This is a genomic window from Burkholderia sp. Bp8984 (assembly GCF_003853755.1).
Classification (GTDB): domain Bacteria; phylum Pseudomonadota; class Gammaproteobacteria; order Burkholderiales; family Burkholderiaceae; genus Burkholderia.
In genome coordinates this window covers 21,481-38,546 of the sequence record NZ_QTQN01000018.1, presented here as the reverse complement: position 1 = coordinate 38,546, position 17,066 = coordinate 21,481, and the positions used below count along the sequence as shown (strand labels likewise).

The window sequence follows — 17,066 nt, the reverse complement described above, 5'->3', positions numbered from 1 at the left end:
GCGCTCGGACGTCCATGCGTCAAAGCGCCCAAACGCCCAAACGTTCAAACGTTCAAACGTTCGCGCCCGCCGCGTCATGACGCGCATAGTCGACGTATCCCGCGCGGTCGCCGCCATACCAGCCGACCGGCTTCGGCGCGGCGAGCGGCGCCTTCGCCGCGATGCGCTCGACGAGGTCGGGGTTTGCGATGTAGGCGCGTGCGAACGCGACGAGATCGGCGTCGCCCGCATCGATCAGCGCATTCGCGGCTTCCGGCGCGATGCCGCCGTTGACGATCAGCGTGCCGCGGTACGCGTTGCGCGTGTTCGCGACGATGCGCGGCAGGTCGGGTTCGCCGCTCCAGCCGTTGGTGTCCGCCGCGTGTACATAGGCGACGCCGGCTTCGTCGAGCATGCGCCCGACGTAGGCGTACGTCGCATCCGGATCCGCGTCGCGCACGTTGTTGTACTTCGCGTACGGCGAGATGCGGACGCCCACCCGGTCGAGCGGCAGCACGCCGCCCACCGCGTCGACGATTTCCTCGAGAAAGCGCGCGCGGTTCGGGAGCGAGCCGCCGTAGCGGTCGTCGCGGCGGTTCAGCGTCGACGACAGGAACTGGTGCGGCAGGTAGCCGTTGGCTGCGTGAATCTCGACGCCGTCGAAGCCGGCCGCCTTCGCGCGCAGCGCCGCCTGGCGGAATTCCTCGACCGTCGCGGCGACCTCGTCGGTCGTCATCGCGCGCGACGGCGTCGCGTGAATCTTCGTGTAGTAGCCGTTCTGCAACTGCGCCCACACCTGCAGCTGTTCGAGATCGTCGTTGACGCCGGACGGCGACAGCGGCGCTTCGCCGCCGAGCAGCGTCAGCGAGCTGACCCGGCCGCCGTGCCAGAGCTGCGCGAAGATGCGCCCGCCGTTCGCATGAACTGCGTCGGTGACCTGTTTCCAGCCGGCCGCCTGCTCGTCGGTGACGAGCCCGGGCGTCAGTTCGAACGCCGCGGAGGCCGGGCTGACGTTGGTCGCTTCGGTGACGATCAGGCCGGCGGATGCGCGCTGGGCGTAGTACTCGGCCATGAGCGCGGTCGGCTGGCCGCGCGAAGGCGCGCGAGAACGCGTCATCGGCCCCATCACGATACGGTTGGGAAGCGGCAGGCCGCGCAGATCGTAGTGGCTGAGCAGGGAAGACATGAAGGATTCCTCTTCAGTGGAGCAGGGCGCCGCCGCATGTCGTCCGGTTGCGGCCGGTGCGGCGGCTGGCGCTGCGGAAAATCGGAGATGACGTGCCGGCAGCATTCCGGTGCGCGAAGCGCCCGCTCGGGATTCGCGCGTGAACCGGTGCCGGCGCCGGTTCAAGCCTGGGCGTGGCGTTGCGCGTGCGGCCGCCCGATCACGAGGTAGTGGGCGAGCGCGACGATCGGGAACGCGCCGGCGACGGCCGCGACGAGCGGCCAGCCGCCATGCTCGTACAGCGGGCTCGCGAGCGCGGAGCCGACGGCGCCGCCGACGAAGATGCTGGTCATGTACAGCGCGTTCAGGCGGTTGCGGCTCGCCGCATGCAGCGCGTAGATCTCGCGCTGGCCGAGCACCATGTTCATCTGCACCGCGAAGTCGAGCACGATGCCGGTGACGACGAGGCCGTACAGCCCGGCGCCGTGGACCAGTGCAACCGCATACGACAGTGCACCGGCGACCAGCGCGATCAGCGTTGCCCGCACCGTATGCCCGGCATCCGCGAGGCGGCCGGCGACGGGCGCCGACGTCGCGCCGATCGCACCGACCAGCGCGAACAGGCCGATGGCCGATTGCGACAGGCCGTAGTGACGCGTGAGCTCGACCGGCACGGCGGTCCAGAACAGGCTGAACGACGCGAACATCAGGCCCTGGTAGAACGCGCGATGGCGCAACACCGGCATCGTGCGGACCAGATGCAGCAGCGAGCCGATCAGTTCGAAATAGGTCGCGCGGTGATCGGGCTGGCGCGACGGGATCGTCAGCGCGAGCACGGCCGTCACGAGCGTCATCAGCACGGCGGCGGCCGCGAACACGAAGCGCCAGCCGAACGCGTCGGCCACCACGCTCGACAGCGGGCGCGCGAGCAGGATGCCGAGCAGCAGCCCGCTCATGATCGTGCCGACCACGCGGCCGCGCGAATGATCGGGCGCGAGGTGCGCGGCGAGCGGCACCAGGATCTGCACGGCGACCGAGCTGAAGCCGATCAGCAGCGAGATCGCGAGGAACGGCCCGGGCGTATGCACCATCGCCGCCGCCGCGAGGCTCGCGATCGACACGACGGCGGTCGTGATCATCAGCTTGCGGTTCTCGAGCAGGTCGCCGAGCGGCACGATGAAGAACAGGCCGAGCGCGTAGCCGATCTGCGTCAGCGACACGATGAGGCTCGCGGTTTCGCCCGACATGTGCAAGCTGGGTGCGATGAGTTCGGTGATCGGCTGCGCGTAGTACAGGTTCGCGACGATCGCGCCGCAACTGAACGCGAACAGCAGGATGAGGCCCTGCGTGAGCTTGGCCGCGTGCCCCTGGGGCGCGAGCGGGGTGGATTCTGCTGACATGATCGACTCCTTCGAAAGAGATGTCGGGTGCCCGGTCGTCGGGCGGATGATGCGGTGTGGGTCGCGGCGAAACGGAAGCCGCCGCATTGCCGTCAAGATTATTGATCGATCGATAACAAGGGAATATGGCCGCCGCGCAATCGAGCATTGCGCGGCGCGCAAAGGGGGCGGATCGCGGGCGGCGTCATGCGCGTCCACCGCGGCAGGGATCGGCCGCGAACCGCATGCCGGTGACGGCGAGCCCGGCCGCGGCGTGCGCGCAGGTGGACGCCGGTGGCGGCGAGCCTGGCCGACGCGAGCGCGCAGGCGGACGCCCGGGGGGGGGCCAGATGGCCGCGCAACGGTTCGCCGTGCGTGTCGGGAAAGGTGGTCAGGCGGCGCAGTACCGCGACCGCGCCGCCCTGAGCGGGCGACGGCCGGTCGCGACGTTCGTGGACGGCGGCCTCGCGGCCGATGCAATTCAGCGTGACGGCGGCAGCCAGGCCCGCGATGGAGCCGCCGGCGATCGCGATCTTCATGATGGCCTCTCGTCGCGGGCCTCCGGCGCGGATATCGCGGATCGCGAAGCCCATGAAACCAGTCTGGATCGCGCGGGCTGAATTGTCCTAAAACGCCGCCTTAAATCACTTGATTCATGCGCTGCGCGATGCGGGTGGCCTTCAGCCGCGCTGGCCCTGCAGCGTCGGGATCTGCGCGAACAGGCCGGCGAGCCAGTCGACGAAGACCTTGAGCTTGACGGGCGTGTGCCGGTTGGGCGGATACAGGATCGAGATCGGCCGCGGCGGCGTGTTGAAATCGGTCAGCACCTCGCGCAGGCGTCCCGATTTCAGGTACGGCTCGACCAGGTACAGCGAGGTCTTGATCAGGCCGATTCCCGCGACGCCGCATGCGATGTAGGTGTCGGCGTCGTTGACCGCGACCGTGCCGCACATCTGGATGATGCGCGTTTCGCCGTCGACGACGTAGTCCCACGGCCGCGGCCGGCCCGTATCGGCCGACATGTGGCTGACCGCGATGTGCTGCGCGAGGTCGTCCACCGTATCGGGTGCGCCGCAGCGCTCGAGATACGCGGGGGCCGCGCAGGTGCAGGTGGTGAGGCTGCCGATCCGTTTCGCGACCAGCCCCGAGTCGTCGAGCGCGCCGATGCGCACGACGCAGTCGACCCCTTCGCCGACGAGGTCGATCTGCCGGTCCGTCACGCCGAGTTCGACCGAGATGCCCGGATGGGCGGCGAGGAATTCGGGCAGCGCGGGCACCATGATCTGTTTCGCCATCGCCGGCGGCAGGTTCACCTTCAGGCGGCCGCGCGGCACGTTGCGCGCCTGCGAGACGGCCGCTTCCATGTCGTCGATCTCGCGCAGCACGCCGACGCAGCGTTCGTAATAGGCCTGCCCGTCCTCGGTCAGCGAGATGCGTCGCGTCGTGCGGTTCAGCAGCCGGCAGCCGAGATGCTGTTCGAGCGTGCTCAGCAGCGCGGACACGCGCGGCGTCGTGAGCCCGGTGGTGTCCGACGCGCGCGTGAAGCTGCCCGTCTCGACGATGCGCGTGAACACGCGCATCGAAAGCAAGGTATCCATCGTTCAGAAATCTCCAGCCTGTCGGGTTGCCGGCGCCGGTCCGTGCCGGCGCGGTCGGTTGTGAGGTGCGGCTATGCGTCGATCCGTTTCCTGAGCGAATCGCCGGCGAACGGCATTTCGCGCATGCGCTGGCCGGTCGCGTCGAAGATCGCGTTGGCCAGCGCGCCCGCGGTCGGCCCCATCGACGCCTCGGCCGCGCCGAGGAACGGCGCACCGGGGCGATTGATCAGATGCACCTTGATGCTTTGCGGGGCCGAGCCGAACCGCAGGATCGGATAGCTGCTCCAGTCGAAACTGCGAATGCGCTGCGTATCGTATTTCAGCGCCTCGTACAGTGTCCAGCTGGCGGCCTGCACGATGCCGCCCTCGATCTGGTTGCGGATGCCGTCCGGCGACACGACCTGGCCGGCGTCGACCGCGACTTCCGCGCGATCGAGCGTCACGTGGCCCGTCTCCGGCTCAACCGTGATCTCGATCGCGATCGCGACGTAGGCCATCAGGTTCTTGTACTTGCCGAACGCGAAGCCGACGCCGCGATTGCGCGCGCGCGGCGGCCGCGGCCAGCCGAACCGGGCCGCGGCGAGCTGGATCACCTGCCGCGCGCGAGGGTCCTGCATGTGGCGCAGGCGGAATTCGACCGGATCGACGCCGGCGGCGTGCGCGAGCTCGTCCATGAAGCTCTCGATGGCCCACACGTTGGTGTGCGCGCCGAGCGAGCGCATCGCGGAAGTCTGCAGCGGCATCGTCGGCGAGAAGTTGTTGACGATGTGCATGTTGGGCAGCGCGTAGAGCGGGATCGCGTTGCGATCGCCGCCGCCCTCGGGCTGCAGCATCGGCGTCGACGGCGCGGACACGAACGGCGGCTCGAGCATCCGCGCGGGCAGCAGCCGGCCGGCGTTGACGATGCGCTCGTTGTGCGAGCTGCTCCACAGCGCATAGTTCCAGTCGACGATGCGACCGCCCGCGTCGAGCGACGCGCTGAGCTCGGTGACCATCGCCGGCGTGAAGTGGTCCCACGTATGTTCCTGCTCGCGCATCCATTGCACGCGGATCGGCTTGCCGGGCATCGCCGCCGCGATCAGCGCCGCATGCGCGGCCGCATCGTCCGCGCCGTTGTGCCCGTAGCAGCCGGAACCCTCGGTGTGAATGCAGCGCACGCTCGCCTTCGGCAGCGACAGCATCTCGGCAAGGGCGTCGCGCAGCGGGTACACGCCCTGCGAGTGGGTCCACACCGTCAGCGTGCCGTTCTCGAGATGCGCGACCGAACACGACGGCCCGATCGAGCCGTGCAGCAGGTAGTTCTTCAGGAACGTGGCGGACAGCGTCTTCGTCGCAGGTGCGGTGGGCGCATGCGTGTTGGCGATTTCGATGCGCTGGGTCGCGATCCGCTTGAGCTCCGCGTGGACCGTCGCGCGATCGGGCAGCGTGCGTCCGCCGGACCAGCGGCAGCTTGCGGCCAGCGCGCGCTGCGCGACGACCGCCTGCCATTCGCCGTGCGCGACGACCGCGAGCATGCTGCCGTTGCGCACGATCCGCACGACGCCCGGCATCTTCAGGATCGCGGCTTCGTCGAACGACTGCAGTGCCGCGTCGTACACCGGCGGCATCACGACGCGCGCGTGCAGCATGCCCGGCAGTTCCATGTCCTGCACGTAGCTGACGCCGCCCGTGACCTTGTTCGGGATGTCGACGCGCGGCAGCGACGTGCCGATCACGGTGAACGTGGCCGGGGGCTTCAGCGGCGAGGTCGGCGTCGCGTTGCGGTGCAGGTCGACGATGCGCACCGCGTCGCCGTAGCGCATCGTGCGACCGTCCGGCGCCTTGATGACGGCATCGGCGACGGTGAGCGTGCGCGGATCGACGCCGAACTGCTTCGCCGCGCCGTCGACCAGCAGCCCGCGCACCTGCGCGGCGGCGTTCAGCAGCGCGGAGCCGCTGTCCGCCATCGTGTGGCTGCCGGCCGTCAGGCCTTCGTCCGGCGACGCGCCGGTGTCGGCGGTCAGGAACGTGATCAGCGAGGGCTTCATGTTCAGCTCCTCGGCGGCTACCTGCAGCAACGCGGTGCGCACGCCGGTGCCGAGCTCGACCTTGCCGGTAAACACGGTGACCTTGCCGTCGGGCGCGATCTTGATCCACGCGTCGAGCAGCGGGTTGGTCTTGAGGCTGCCGGCCAGCGTTTCGGTGGCCTTGGCGACGTGGACGGCGGCGCCTTCGTCCGCGATCACGACTTCGGCGGCCGCGCGCGCGGCCGGCGCGAGGCTGAACGCGACGAAGAGCGCGCCGGAGACCATGAAGTGCCGGCGGCCTTCGTCGATGTCGTCGGGTGCGTTCATCAGATTCCCTTGCTGATCATGACCGGCGCGGCGGACGGTTCCGGCTCCGGCAGGCCCGCGACCTGGCGCACGGCGGCCAGGATCCGCATGTGGGTGCCGCAACGGCACAGGTTCGGTTCCATGTGGGTGCGCAGCTCGCGTTCGGTCGGTTTCGGGTTGCGTTCGAGCAGCGCCTGCGCACGCATGATCATGCCCGCGATGCAGTAGCCGCACTGCGCCGCCTGGTGGTCGATGAACGCCTGTTGAAGCTTGCCCGGATGGTCGGCCGTGCCGAGGCTTTCGACGGTTCTGACGCGGCGCTCGCCGAGCGCGGCGACCGGAATCAGGCACGAGAACATCGGCTTGTCGTCGACGATCACGGTACATGCGCCGCATTGCCCGAGGCCGCAGCCGAATTTCGCGCCGTGCAGGTGCAGGTCGTTGCGCAGCGCGTACAGCAGCGGCGTCGACGGATCGATGTCGAGCGTGTGCCGCACGCCGTTCACGGTGAGGGCGATCATGGTGCGCGGTCCTCCTTTCTGAGCTTCGCGGCTAGGGTGTCGATGCCGCTCCATGCGGGGCGATCGGAATACGTCTCGCGCAGGTAGGCGGCGAGATCCGCGATCTGCGCGTCGTCGTACTGGTCGAGGTAGGACGGCATGTAGTTCAGCGTGTCCTCGCCATGCCAGCCGATGCCGTTGAACATCATCTGGATCGCGTTGCGCGGCGTGTCGGCATGGATGGCCGTGCTGAACGCGAGCGTCGGCCGCTCCCCGATCGACTGCATCGGCGAGACCGGCCCGTGACACTGCGCGCACGACGCCTGGAACAGTACGGCGCCGCGCTGCGCGGCCGGCGTCGTCGGGCCGTGTTCCGCGGCGGCCGTCGTTGCGGGACGCGCGGCGGCCGGCTTCTGGATGGACAGGATGTACGCGGCGATCGCCTCGACGTCTTCCGCCGGCACCGTCGCGAGATCGCGCGTGACCGGCAGCATCGGTCCGGCAGCCGCGCCGTGCTCGCTCGCGCGGCCGGTGCGCAAGTACGTGACCAGTTGCGCTTGCGTCCACGGCCGGGCCGCGTTGCCGAGCGTGTTGAGCGGCGGCGCGTCCCAGCCGTCGACGATGCCGCCGTCGAACGCCTTGCCGGCCTGTTCGCCGCCGATCGCGTTCAGCGGCGAATGGCAGGACGCGCAGTGCCCGAGGCCGTCGACGAGCATCTTGCCGCGATTCCATTGCGCGGATTGCGACGGATCGGGCTGGTACGCGCCCTCGCGCAGGAACAGCACGTTCCAGAACGCGACCAGCGGCCGGAAGTTGAGCGGGAAGATCAGGTCGTTCGCCGGCGTCTTCGTCTGCACCGGTTCGCGCGTCATCAGGTACGCGTATGCGGCCTCGATGTCCTGGTCGGACATCCGCGTGAAATGGATGTACGGAAACGCCGGGTAGAGCGGATGGCCGTCGCGGGCGATGCCGCTGCGCAGCGCCCGCGCGAACGCGGCCTGCGACCAGCGGCCGATGCCCGTGTCGGCATCCGGCGTGATGTTGGTCGCGTAGATCGTGCCGAACGGCGTCGCGAGCGGCAGGCCGCCGGCGAACGGCTTGCCGTCCTTCGCGGTGTGGCACACGACGCAGTCGCCAAGCGCGACGACGCGTGCGCCCGCGCGCACGAGCTGCGGATCGAAAGACGTGCGCGCGGGCGGATCGACCGGCGCGATCGACGGCCGGACCATGATGCCGATCGCGACCGCGAGACCGACGACCGCGACAACCGCCGCGCTGAACCAGAGTCGTTTGTGCTTCATGCGTACTCCGCGCGAACCGGTTCATCCGGCGTCATGCAATCGGCGTGGCACGGGAACGGACGCCGGCCAGGCCGGTTGCCCGCTGCGGCGCGCACCGGTGTGGCGTAGCGCGCGGGCCGGTGTGCGCGGCCGGGACAGCGCGTGCCGGCGGTGGATGTCGCAGCCGGGGCCGCCGGATGGCGATGCGGCATCGCCGATCGATCCGGCCATGCGAGGCCTGTCCGGCCGCAGCGATTCGCGGCGGCAATCATGTCGTCACTCCTGGGGTGGGGCGCGCGGGCCAGAGGCCGCGCGGCGATTGATGGAGGCAGTCTACGCTGGCGTCGGCGGCAATTCCTGAAGCCGCGCTGAATCGTTCTGAACGGTGACGGGCGGCGCACGCGCACACGCCGGCCGTGACTTGCGCGCGAGCGGCGCCAGCGCCGGCGCGAGCAGCACGAACGTGAAGTCGCCCACCTTCGTCCCTGCCGGCGGCGACCACTTTCTAGCAGCCGTGCGCGGGTCGAATGATGCGCGTGGCAAAACAGGCCGGCGCAGCAATGGCCGCGCCGTGCGGCATCAACCGGGCGGGTTCCGTCGAAGAACGCGGCCGCCGATGCCACAAGGTCAGGATAACGAAGCAGAAAGGGAACACGGAACATCATGCAATGACCTCAGCGCGGCGAGCCGAGGCCGAACGATGCGGCGAGTTGCGGCCCTTTCTCGAGCAACGCGGTCACTTCCTCGCGCCGCCGCGCCGACCATTGCGCGAGACGCTCGACGACATTGGACGCGTCGGCCGGCAGCGCCTGCGCGAGCGACACCGCATCGCCTGCCGCCTTCGACGTGCCGGAGGCCGTATGCGGGCGCACGGTGCACGCCGCATCGCCGATCAGCACGACGCGGCCGTCGACGAAGGCAGGGCTCAGCGCGTCGAAGATCGCCTGGTTGAACGGCGCGCGCGTGGCGAGCACCAGTTGCGACAGGGATGCCGGCAAGCGCGCTTGCGCCAGTTGCCGCAGCGTGCCGACGACCTCATCGGCCAGCATCCCCGGATGCACCGACGCGTGATGGACGTTGCCGTGACGATCGGTCAGGTGGCGGCGCAGCGCCGCGCGATCGGTTTCGTTGCGATACCACAACCAGTTGAAACGGCGCGTCCCCGGCGCGAGCGAGCCGTCGAGCGCGGGAATCAGGAAGGCCATGAACAGCTCGCCCGGCGCCTTGTGAAGGGTCATGTTCTCGACCAGCGGCGCGATCGCGGCAACGTCGAAATCGGCTTCGTCGACGATGCCGCGCCACGCGAGATAGCCCGCGAATGACGGCGCATAGCCGGGAAACAGGTGCGTGCGCAGGGTCGAGCCCGACCCGTCGGCCGCAACCAGCACGTCCGCGCGAACGTGTTCGTCGCCCAGGTGCACGTCGACGCCCGTCGCGTCCTGCGTGAAGCCGCTGACCGCGCGGCCATAGCGGATGCGTCCGCGCGGCAGCGTGTCGCACAGCGACCGGTAGACGGCGTCCCACGACGAGAACGGCAGTATTTCGGGTTCGTCCCGCGTGACGCTGCCGTCGCGCTCGATCCAGCGACGCCGACGCGTCGGCACGCTGATCATCTGCCGGCAATGACGGCCATGCTGTTCGAGAAACGCCATCATCCGGCGCAGCACGGCCACGCCGCCGCCCTGGCCGCGCAGCGGGGACGGCGAGCGCTCGTAGACCGTCACGTCGTGACCGATGCAATCGAGCGTCAGCGCGGTCGCGAGACCGGCGATCGACCCGCCGGCAATGACTATCTTCATTCTGCGTGGTTCCTTGTTGGAAAAGCGGCATGGCGGTCCGGCTGCGCGGCGTGCCGACGGCTCGCCGGATGATGGCATGTCGACCGGCGGGCTGCGCCGATCGTGCAAGCGTCGTCGCGCGAGCGCGACATGGCGGCCCGATCGCGCTAGATCCGCAGCAGCTTCCCCGCATTGCCACCGAGTATCAGCGCGCGCTGGTCCGCGCTCAGGTCGAGCCGGTCGAGAAAGCGGACCGGCTGTTCGTAACCCATGTCGAAGCAGTAGTCGCTGCCGAGCACGAGCCGGTCGACGCCGACGTTCGCGATCAGGAAGTCCAGCACCGGCCCGGAATGGGACACCGTGTCGTAGCTGAAGCGCCGCAGATAGCTGCTGGGCTTCTGCGCGAGCCGGCGCGTTTCGGGGCGCACGGTCCAGCCCGCGTCGAGGCGCCCCGCGACGATCGGCAACGCGCCGCCGGCATGCGGCAGCGTGAAGTGCAGGTCCGGATGGCGATCGAGCACGCCACCGAGGATCAGGTGCGCGGCCGCGATCGCCGTGTCGAACGGATTGCCGAGCAGGTTGCTCAGATAGAAGTCACCGAGCCGTGCGCCGCCGACCGTTTGCTGCGGATGCAGGAACACCGGCAGGTTCAGTTGCGCGATGCGCGCGAAGACGGGTGCGAACAGCGGGTCGTCGAGATCGCGATTGTCGATGTTGGTGCCCATGTACACGCCGCGCACGCCCGGCAGCTGCGCGGCGCGCTCGAGTTCGTCGATCGCGTCGGTCGCGTTCAGCATCGGCAGCGTCGCGAGTACGACGAAGCGCGTCGGATGCCGCTCGTAGACGCGCGACGCGGCCGAGTTCCAGTCGCGCGCGAGCTTCGCATTGAACGGCCGGTCGGCCCAGTACGCCATCGGCACGCTGAGCGACAGCGCCTGGACGTCGACGCCGGACACATCCATGTCCGTGAGCCGGGCATCGACGTCGATGAACTTCATCGGCAGCGGGCCGAGGCCGCCGGCGGGCGTGCGGAACGTGAACGACGCGTCGTCGCACGTGAACGACCCGCCGAAGCGCTTGCCTTCGCCGCCGACCAGATTGCAGAAGCTTTCCGGGTAGTAGTGCGCGTGGATGTCGATCGCGCGCGGCCGCTGCAGCGGCGCGGTGGCCGATGCGGCCGGCGTGCTCGCGGTTGCGGCAGCCGATGCCGAACGGCCGGCCAAGGCCGTGCCGGCGAGCGCGGCGAACGTGCCGAGCAGGCGTCGCCGGGCCGGCGACGGGCAGCAGGTGCAGGTCAACGTGGGATGTCTCATGAGGATGTCGGCCCTTCGAATCGTGCGGCTCAGCCGCGTTGCGTGATGCCCGTTGTGGTGCCCATTTCGCACGCGACGAGCTGGGTGTCGAACTGCGCACGCTCGTGTCGCGCGCGGGCCGAGCGATCGGTGACGGAGAACAGGACGACGCCGGCGAACGCCGCCGCCATCGAGAACAGTGCCGGGTATTCGTACGGATAGACCGCATGCGCATGACCGAGCACCGTCACCCACACGGTCGGGCTCAGCACCGTGAGCGTGACGGCGGTGGCGAGCCCGAGCAGGCCGCCGAGCACCGCGCCGCGCGTCGTGAGCCCGCGCCAGTAGATCGAGAGCAGCAGCACCGGAAAGTTCGAGCTGGCCGCGATCGAGAACGTGAGGCTGACGATGAACGCGATGTTCTGCTTCTCGAACGCGACGCCGAGCAGGATCGCGAGCACGCCGAGCACCACGGTCGTCGCGCGCGCCACGCGCATTTCCTCCTGGTCGGATGCGCGTCCGCGGCGCAGCACGTTCGCGTAGAGATCGTGCGAGATCGCCGACGAGCCCGCGAGCGTGAGTCCGGCGACCACGGCGAGGATGGTCGAGAACGCGACCGCGCAGATGAAGCCGAGGAACACGTTGCCGCCGACCGCGTGCGCGAGGTGGATCGCCACCATGTTCGCGCCGCCCGTCACGGCGCCGGACGCGTCGTGGTAATGCGGGTCCGGCGCGACGAGCGCGATGGTGCCGAAGCCGATGATCACGATCAGCACGTAGCCGACGCCGACGATGCCGGTCGCATGGAGGATGCTCTTGCGGGCAGCCTTGACGTCGCCGACCGTGAAGAAGCGCATCAGGATGTGCGGCAGGCCCGCCGTGCCGAAGATCAGCGCCAGGCCGAGCGACACGGCGGAGACCGGATCGGAGACCAGGCCGCCGGGGCGCAGGATCGCCGCATGCTTCGGATGCACGCTGACTGCCTGCGCGAACAGTGCGTCGAGGCTGAATCCGAAACGGCTCAGCACCATGAATGCCATGAACGCCGCGCCGGCGAGCAGCAGCACGGCCTTGATGATCTGGATCCAGGTGGTCGCGAGCATCCCGCCGAAGAATACGTAGACGACCATCAGCACGCCGACGACGAGCACCGCGACCGTGTAGTCGAGACCGAACAGCAGCTCGACGAGCTTGCCCGCGCCGACCATCTGCGACACGAGATACAGCAGTACGATGACGATCGAGCTCGACGCGGCGAACGCGCGGATCGGCCGTTGCCGCAGGCGATAGGACACGACGTCGGCGAGCGTGTACTTGCCGAGGTTGCGCAGCGGCTCGGCGATCAGGAACAGGATGATCGGCCAGCTCGCGAGAAAGCCGACCGAATAGATCAGGCCGTCGTAGCCGCTCGTGAACACCAGCGCGGAAATGCCGAGCAGGGATGCCGCGGACATGTAGTCGCCGGCGATCGCCCAGCCGTTCTGGAACGCGGTGATCCGGCCGCCGGCCGCATAGTGGTCGGCCACGCTGTGGTTCTTGCGCGCGGCCCAGCGCGTGATGACGAGCGTCGACGCGACGAACAGCAGGAACATGCCGATCGCGACCGGGTTGTGCCCGTGTGCGATCGCCGCGGGGCCGGCCGCGAACGCCGGTGCCGTGCCGGCGGCGGCGATCGCGGCGAGAAGCAGGCGTTTCATGGCGTGTCTCCGTGACGAAGGGACGCGACGAGCGCGTCGTGGACCGAATTGGCCTGGAATACGTACAGCGCGACGAGCGCGAACGTGACGACGAACATGCCGAAGCCGACCGGGATGCCCCACGGCGTCGGCCTGCCCGGCACGATCGGCTGGCCGAGCAGCGCCGGCGAAAACGCGAGCGTCAGGATGAACGCGAAATAGAGGGTGAGCATGACGAGCGTCAGCGACCAGGTGAGCAGCCTTCTGCACCTGACGAGCGTGCGAAAACGGGCATCGCGCAGCAGCGGATGGGCGGCCTGCGCCGGCGAGTCATGCGCGGGCGCGGTGCCGGCGGTGGCCGGAAGCGGGTGGTTCACGGTGTCTCCTCGATGGATCGAATGTCGCGGCCGGGCGTCGGGCGTCGCGCGTCTCGTGCGCGGCGCCCGCCCGTGCCCGGCTCGGAAATGCGGCTCAGAAATGCGGCGGCACCGCGGTTTCCCGCATCACGACTTCCGGCGTGCGATAGCGCTCGGCCATTGCGCGCTCGGTGTCGTTCTTCAGTTGTGCCTGCATGTACGCGCCGAGATGGCGCGCGTGCTGCACGATCGCGACGCCGAAGGCGGTGCGCGTCTCGCTGTATTCGCACAGCGCGTCGAGCGTGTCGGCGCGCGTGGCGAGCGACGCGACGAGCGCGAGCGCATCGCCGGCCGCCTTCGTGACGCCCATTCCGCAGTGCGGCCGCGCGACGAACGCGGCATCGCCGAGCAGCGCGATCCGGCCGAACGCCATGCGCGGCACTTCGAGGTCGTAGATCGGCTGGAACAGCGGCTGCGTCGCGCGTGCGACGACTTCCGCGAACTGCGGCGCGAGCAGCGCGTCGGCCGCGTCCTCGAGATCGGCGAGGACCTCACGCCGGATCAGCGTCGGCGGAATGCCGCCGGCCCACAGCTTGCCGGTCTCGTCGGTCAGCAGGTTCGGCAGGTCGGTGTCTTCGCGCGTCGCGCGATACCAGACGAAGTTGTAGCGGCGCTCGCCGGGTTGCGTGCTGTTGCCCTGGCCGGCGACCGGGTAGCCGAGGATCTGTTCGTGCGGCGGCAAGCCGAACGCGAACTTGTCGAACAGGCTCGCGTGGGTCGCTTCCGACAGCGCGGCTTCGTCGACCAGCCCGCGCCATGCGACATAGCCCGCGTATTGCAACTGCGCGTCCGGCAGCAGCCGCTCGCGAATCGCGGAGCGGAACCCGTCGGCGGCAATGACGAGATCGGCATGCACGACCGAGCCATCGGACAGCGTGATAGACGCGTGCTCCGGCCCGTCCGCGACGTCGGTCACGACGGCGCCCGCGTGATAGTGCTGATCGGGCAGCGCAGCACGCAGCACGTGGTACATCTTGCTCCACGCGGTGAGCGTCTGTGGCAAGCGCCGTTCCGATTCCACGGCTCCGTCCTGCGACAGCGTGATGCGCGACTCGACCTTGACGCCGATCGACGCGTCGATGCGCACGCCCGCGGCGAGCATCACGTCGAACAGTTCCGGATGCGTGACGATGCCGGCACCACGGCCCGACAGCGCCTCGGGCACGCGTTCGTACACGTCGACGTCCCAGCCGTTGCGCAGCAGGAGGTTGGCTGCGAACAGCCCGCCCAGCGAACCGCCGACGATGGCGGCCTTGCGTTTGCTTGCAGTGATGTTGTTCATGTCAGTCTCCGGTGGATGCGCCGGCCGATGCGGCCGCGTCGGGAAGCGCGAGGCCCTCAACCTCAGCGGCAGGGAAGTTGAGTTCGATCGTCACGCCGGACGGATCCTCGATGAAGACCTGGTGCAGGCCGAGGCTGGGCACCGTGCGGTCGCGCCACGGGATGTTCTCGGCGCGCAGCGTGCGCCACGTCGCCTCGACGCCGGTCGCGAGGAACGCGATGTGGTCGACGGTGCCGGTGCCGGCGGCCGGCAGCGGCTTGTCGCCGAGATAGGCGGCAAGGCCGTCCGGATTGGACGGATCGACGCCGATGATGTGCACGGTGCCGTAATCGGCTTCGTCGCCGCCCTTGTAGAGCCATGCGCCGGGAAAGTCGAACGGCGGACGATAGCCGCGTTTGAAGCCGAGCACGCGTTCATAGAACCGGCACGATTTCTCGAGATCGAGCGTGCGGATCGAGTAGTGCGCAAGTCTGGATACAGGCATGGGACACCTCGTGTTTATCAGTCGATAAGTTATCGTTCGATAAATTCTAGTGGAAAAGATCGGCAGGACAAAGCCGCGATCGAGCGGTGTTTACCCGCAGTGGAAATGGGTGCCGGATGCCGGCGCGCGATGCGCTACGACGCGATTTCGCCGGCCATGACTTCGTCCGCGTAGCACCTTACCCAGCGCTCGCCCGGCTCGATCGAACGGGCGAGCGGATGGCCGGTTTCGTGGAAATGCCGGCTCGCGTGGCGATTCGGCGACGAGTCGCAACAACCGACTTGCCCGCAGCTCAGGCACAGGCGCAGATGCACCCACCGGCTGCCGGACTTCACGCATTCCTCGCAGTAGTCCTTGTCGGTGTGCAGGACGCGCGCTTCGCCGAGGTGACTGCAGGTGGTAGTCATCTTTCGCTCCGATGCCGGCGCCGCAGGGCGCTCGCAGCGCGGCCGGCACGAAGCTGCAAGCGGAGGTGGACAGGATTCATTGTGGACGGTCGTGGCGCGAGCGGACCTTAATTCTTATTAAACGTCGCGGCGCGATGGCGACGACGACGTACAGTCGCAAGTGCGGCCGGGGTGCAATGTCGCGGTGCGGTCGCCGGGAGGGCTTCATGACGCAGTCTCAGCATGTCAGGGTAATCGGTTTGCCGAACAGCAGGGAAGCCTACGCAATTCGCGATTTCCTGAAGCGCGGCGTGGTCGAGTACGCGTGGTGCGAACTGACGTCCGACACCGACTGCGTGCGCGAGCTGGGCATCGCGCCGCTGCGCGATGTCCGGTTGCCGGTCGTCGTCTTTCCGGACGGAACGTGCATGTACCAGCCGACGCTGCCGGAGATCGCCGCCAAGCTCGGCTGGGTCGCGCGGCCGCGCTTCATCGAGTATGACCTGTCGATCTACGGTGCCGGCCCGGCGGGCCTGTCGGCTGCCGTCTACGCGGCATCGGAAGGGTTGCGGGCCGTCGTGATCGAGCGCGATGCGGTCGGTGGACAGGCGGGGACGAGTTCGCTGATCGAGAACTACATGGGATTCCCGGACGGCATACCCGGCGCCGAGCTGGCCGAGCGTGCGCGCCAGCAGGCGGTCAAGTTCGGCGTCGAGCTGCTGATGATGCGCGAGGGCGTGCATGCGACGTTCGTCGACGGCAAGATTCGCGTCGACCTGGCCGACGGCTCGATTCTGACCGCGCGCGCAAATATCTGCGCGACCGGCATCGAATACCGCAGCCTCGGTCTGCCGGACGAACAGCGCTTTCTCAACGCGGGCCTGTTCTATGGCGCGGGATCGAGCGAGGCGCCGATGTGCGAGGGCAAGCACGTGTTCATCGTCGGCGGCGGAAATTCGGCCGGGCAGGCGGTGATGAACTTCGCACGGCACGCGCGTGAAGTCACGATGGTCGTGCGCGGCGCATCGCTCGCGGCAACGCTGTCGCGCTACCTGATCGACCGGATCGAGCGCATGCCGAACGTGACCGTCCGCTACGGCACGACCGTCGACGCGTTGCAGGGCGACGGCCGGCTCGAGGCGATCGTGCTGCGCACGGAAGACGGCGCGCGGGAAGTGCTGCCGGCCACGCACCTGTTCGTCTGCATCGGTGGTGCGCCGAACACCGAATGGGCGAGGGACACGAACATCATTCGCAACGAGAGCGGCTACCTGGTCACGGGCAGCGACCTCTACGACTGTCCTGCATTCGGGCGCGTGTGGCCGCTCGAGCGCCGGCCCTACTATCTCGAAACGAGCGTGCCGGGTTCGTTCGCGGCGGGCGACGTCCGGTCGGGCTCGGTCAAGCGGGTGGCGTCGGCGGTCGGCGAAGGGGCGATGGCCGTGACCTTCGTCCACCGCTTCCTGAGCGAGGATGCGCAGCGGCAGGGCGCAGCCTGAGCCGTGCGGCGCTGGCGCCGCGATGCGTTGGCCGCCGGTA

15 protein-coding genes are annotated in these 17,066 nt (G+C 68.9%); 1 reads left to right on the top strand and 14 read right to left on the bottom strand.

Features of this window, described 5'->3' with window-relative positions; genetic code table 11:
- Positions 1 to 52: 52 nt before the first annotated feature.
- From DID98_RS19165 to DID98_RS19100, 14 genes are all read right to left on the bottom strand, one after another.
- On the bottom strand, positions 53 to 1,165 hold the full coding sequence (locus DID98_RS19165) for an alkene reductase (RefSeq protein WP_124488028.1): 1,113 nt from the start codon (positions 1,163 to 1,165) through the stop codon (positions 53 to 55).
- A 161-nt stretch (positions 1,166 to 1,326) separates the two neighbouring features.
- On the bottom strand, positions 1,327 to 2,544 hold the full coding sequence (locus DID98_RS19160; protein WP_044847102.1) for an MFS transporter: 1,218 nt from the start codon (positions 2,542 to 2,544) through the stop codon (positions 1,327 to 1,329).
- A gap of 98 nt (positions 2,545 to 2,642) precedes the next feature.
- Positions 2,643 to 3,062, bottom strand: coding sequence for a hypothetical protein (locus DID98_RS19155; RefSeq protein ID WP_124571215.1), 420 nt, complete (start codon positions 3,060 to 3,062; stop codon positions 2,643 to 2,645).
- Positions 3,063 to 3,203: 141 nt separating this feature from the next.
- Positions 3,204 to 4,121, bottom strand: coding sequence for a LysR family transcriptional regulator (locus DID98_RS19150; protein ID WP_044847103.1), 918 nt, complete (start codon positions 4,119 to 4,121; stop codon positions 3,204 to 3,206).
- Between the two features lie 71 nt (positions 4,122 to 4,192).
- Complete coding sequence (locus DID98_RS19145) at positions 4,193 to 6,454, bottom strand: molybdopterin cofactor-binding domain-containing protein (protein ID WP_124571214.1); 2,262 nt, start codon at positions 6,452 to 6,454, stop codon at positions 4,193 to 4,195.
- Positions 6,454 to 6,954: a (2Fe-2S)-binding protein gene (locus DID98_RS19140; RefSeq protein ID WP_044847105.1), complete on the bottom strand. Its 501-nt coding sequence runs from the start codon at positions 6,952 to 6,954 to the stop codon at positions 6,454 to 6,456. Before DID98_RS19140 ends, DID98_RS19145 begins: the two co-directional genes overlap by 1 nt.
- Positions 6,951 to 8,234, bottom strand: coding sequence for a cytochrome c (locus DID98_RS19135; RefSeq protein WP_124571213.1), 1,284 nt, complete (start codon positions 8,232 to 8,234; stop codon positions 6,951 to 6,953). Before DID98_RS19135 ends, DID98_RS19140 begins: the two co-directional genes overlap by 4 nt.
- 653 nt (positions 8,235 to 8,887) lie before the next feature.
- Positions 8,888 to 10,012, bottom strand: a complete 1,125-nt coding sequence (locus DID98_RS19130; RefSeq protein WP_124571212.1) for an FAD-dependent monooxygenase — start codon at positions 10,010 to 10,012, stop codon at positions 8,888 to 8,890.
- A gap of 146 nt (positions 10,013 to 10,158) precedes the next feature.
- Positions 10,159 to 11,304, bottom strand: a complete 1,146-nt coding sequence (locus tag DID98_RS19125) for an amidohydrolase family protein (protein WP_124571211.1) — start codon at positions 11,302 to 11,304, stop codon at positions 10,159 to 10,161.
- Positions 11,305 to 11,333: 29 nt separating this feature from the next.
- Positions 11,334 to 12,980, bottom strand: a complete 1,647-nt coding sequence (actP, locus tag DID98_RS19120; protein ID WP_124488022.1) for a cation/acetate symporter ActP — start codon at positions 12,978 to 12,980, stop codon at positions 11,334 to 11,336.
- Positions 12,977 to 13,336 carry a DUF485 domain-containing protein gene (locus DID98_RS19115; RefSeq protein WP_124571210.1) on the bottom strand — a complete coding sequence of 120 codons (360 nt, stop codon included), beginning with the start codon at positions 13,334 to 13,336 and terminating at the stop codon, positions 12,977 to 12,979. The genes actP and DID98_RS19115 overlap by 4 nt, the downstream gene beginning before the upstream one ends.
- Positions 13,337 to 13,430: 94 nt before the next feature.
- The gene (locus DID98_RS19110) at positions 13,431 to 14,657 is read right to left on the bottom strand and encodes an FAD binding domain-containing protein (protein WP_124488020.1); all 1,227 of its coding nucleotides are present in this window, start codon (positions 14,655 to 14,657) and stop codon (positions 13,431 to 13,433) included.
- A gap of 1 nt (position 14,658) precedes the next feature.
- Entirely contained in the window at positions 14,659 to 15,141 is a 483-nt protein-coding gene (locus DID98_RS19105) for a VOC family protein (protein ID WP_124488019.1), read from the bottom strand.
- 134 nt (positions 15,142 to 15,275) lie between these two features.
- Positions 15,276 to 15,548 (bottom strand): UBP-type zinc finger domain-containing protein, encoded by a 273-nt coding sequence (locus DID98_RS19100; protein ID WP_124488018.1) that lies wholly within the window; start codon positions 15,546 to 15,548, stop codon positions 15,276 to 15,278.
- Between the two features lie 206 nt (positions 15,549 to 15,754).
- Between DID98_RS19100 and DID98_RS19095 the strand changes: the two genes are divergently transcribed.
- Positions 15,755 to 17,026 carry an NAD(P)/FAD-dependent oxidoreductase gene (locus DID98_RS19095; RefSeq protein ID WP_124488017.1) on the top strand — a complete coding sequence of 424 codons (1,272 nt, stop codon included), beginning with the start codon at positions 15,755 to 15,757 and terminating at the stop codon, positions 17,024 to 17,026.
- Positions 17,027 to 17,066: the final 40 nt, after the last annotated feature.

What these genes read in the sequence shown, in the direction of transcription:
- DID98_RS19135 (WP_124571213.1), bottom strand. Translation starts at nt 8,234, where the DNA reads ATGAAGCACAAACGACTCTGGTTCAGCGCGGCGGTTGTCGCGGTCGTC.
- DID98_RS19140 (WP_044847105.1), bottom strand. Translation starts at nt 6,954, where the DNA reads ATGATCGCCCTCACCGTGAACGGCGTGCGGCACACGCTCGACATCGAT.
- DID98_RS19150 (WP_044847103.1), bottom strand. Translation starts at nt 4,121, where the DNA reads ATGGATACCTTGCTTTCGATGCGCGTGTTCACGCGCATCGTCGAGACG.
- DID98_RS19100 (WP_124488018.1), bottom strand. Translation starts at nt 15,548, where the DNA reads ATGACTACCACCTGCAGTCACCTCGGCGAAGCGCGCGTCCTGCACACC.
- DID98_RS19145 (WP_124571214.1), bottom strand. Translation starts at nt 6,454, where the DNA reads ATGAACGCACCCGACGACATCGACGAAGGCCGCCGGCACTTCATGGTC.
- DID98_RS19130 (WP_124571212.1), bottom strand. Translation starts at nt 10,012, where the DNA reads ATGAAGATAGTCATTGCCGGCGGGTCGATCGCCGGTCTCGCGACCGCG.
- DID98_RS19165 (WP_124488028.1), bottom strand. Translation starts at nt 1,165, where the DNA reads ATGTCTTCCCTGCTCAGCCACTACGATCTGCGCGGCCTGCCGCTTCCC.
- DID98_RS19110 (WP_124488020.1), bottom strand. Translation starts at nt 14,657, where the DNA reads ATGAACAACATCACTGCAAGCAAACGCAAGGCCGCCATCGTCGGCGGT.
- DID98_RS19105 (WP_124488019.1), bottom strand. Translation starts at nt 15,141, where the DNA reads ATGCCTGTATCCAGACTTGCGCACTACTCGATCCGCACGCTCGATCTC.
- DID98_RS19155 (WP_124571215.1), bottom strand. Translation starts at nt 3,062, where the DNA reads ATGAAGATCGCGATCGCCGGCGGCTCCATCGCGGGCCTGGCTGCCGCC.
- DID98_RS19160 (WP_044847102.1), bottom strand. Translation starts at nt 2,544, where the DNA reads ATGTCAGCAGAATCCACCCCGCTCGCGCCCCAGGGGCACGCGGCCAAG.
- DID98_RS19125 (WP_124571211.1), bottom strand. Translation starts at nt 11,304, where the DNA reads ATGAGACATCCCACGTTGACCTGCACCTGCTGCCCGTCGCCGGCCCGG.
- actP (WP_124488022.1), bottom strand. Translation starts at nt 12,980, where the DNA reads ATGAAACGCCTGCTTCTCGCCGCGATCGCCGCCGCCGGCACGGCACCG.
- DID98_RS19095 (WP_124488017.1), top strand. Translation starts at nt 15,755, where the DNA reads ATGACGCAGTCTCAGCATGTCAGGGTAATCGGTTTGCCGAACAGCAGG.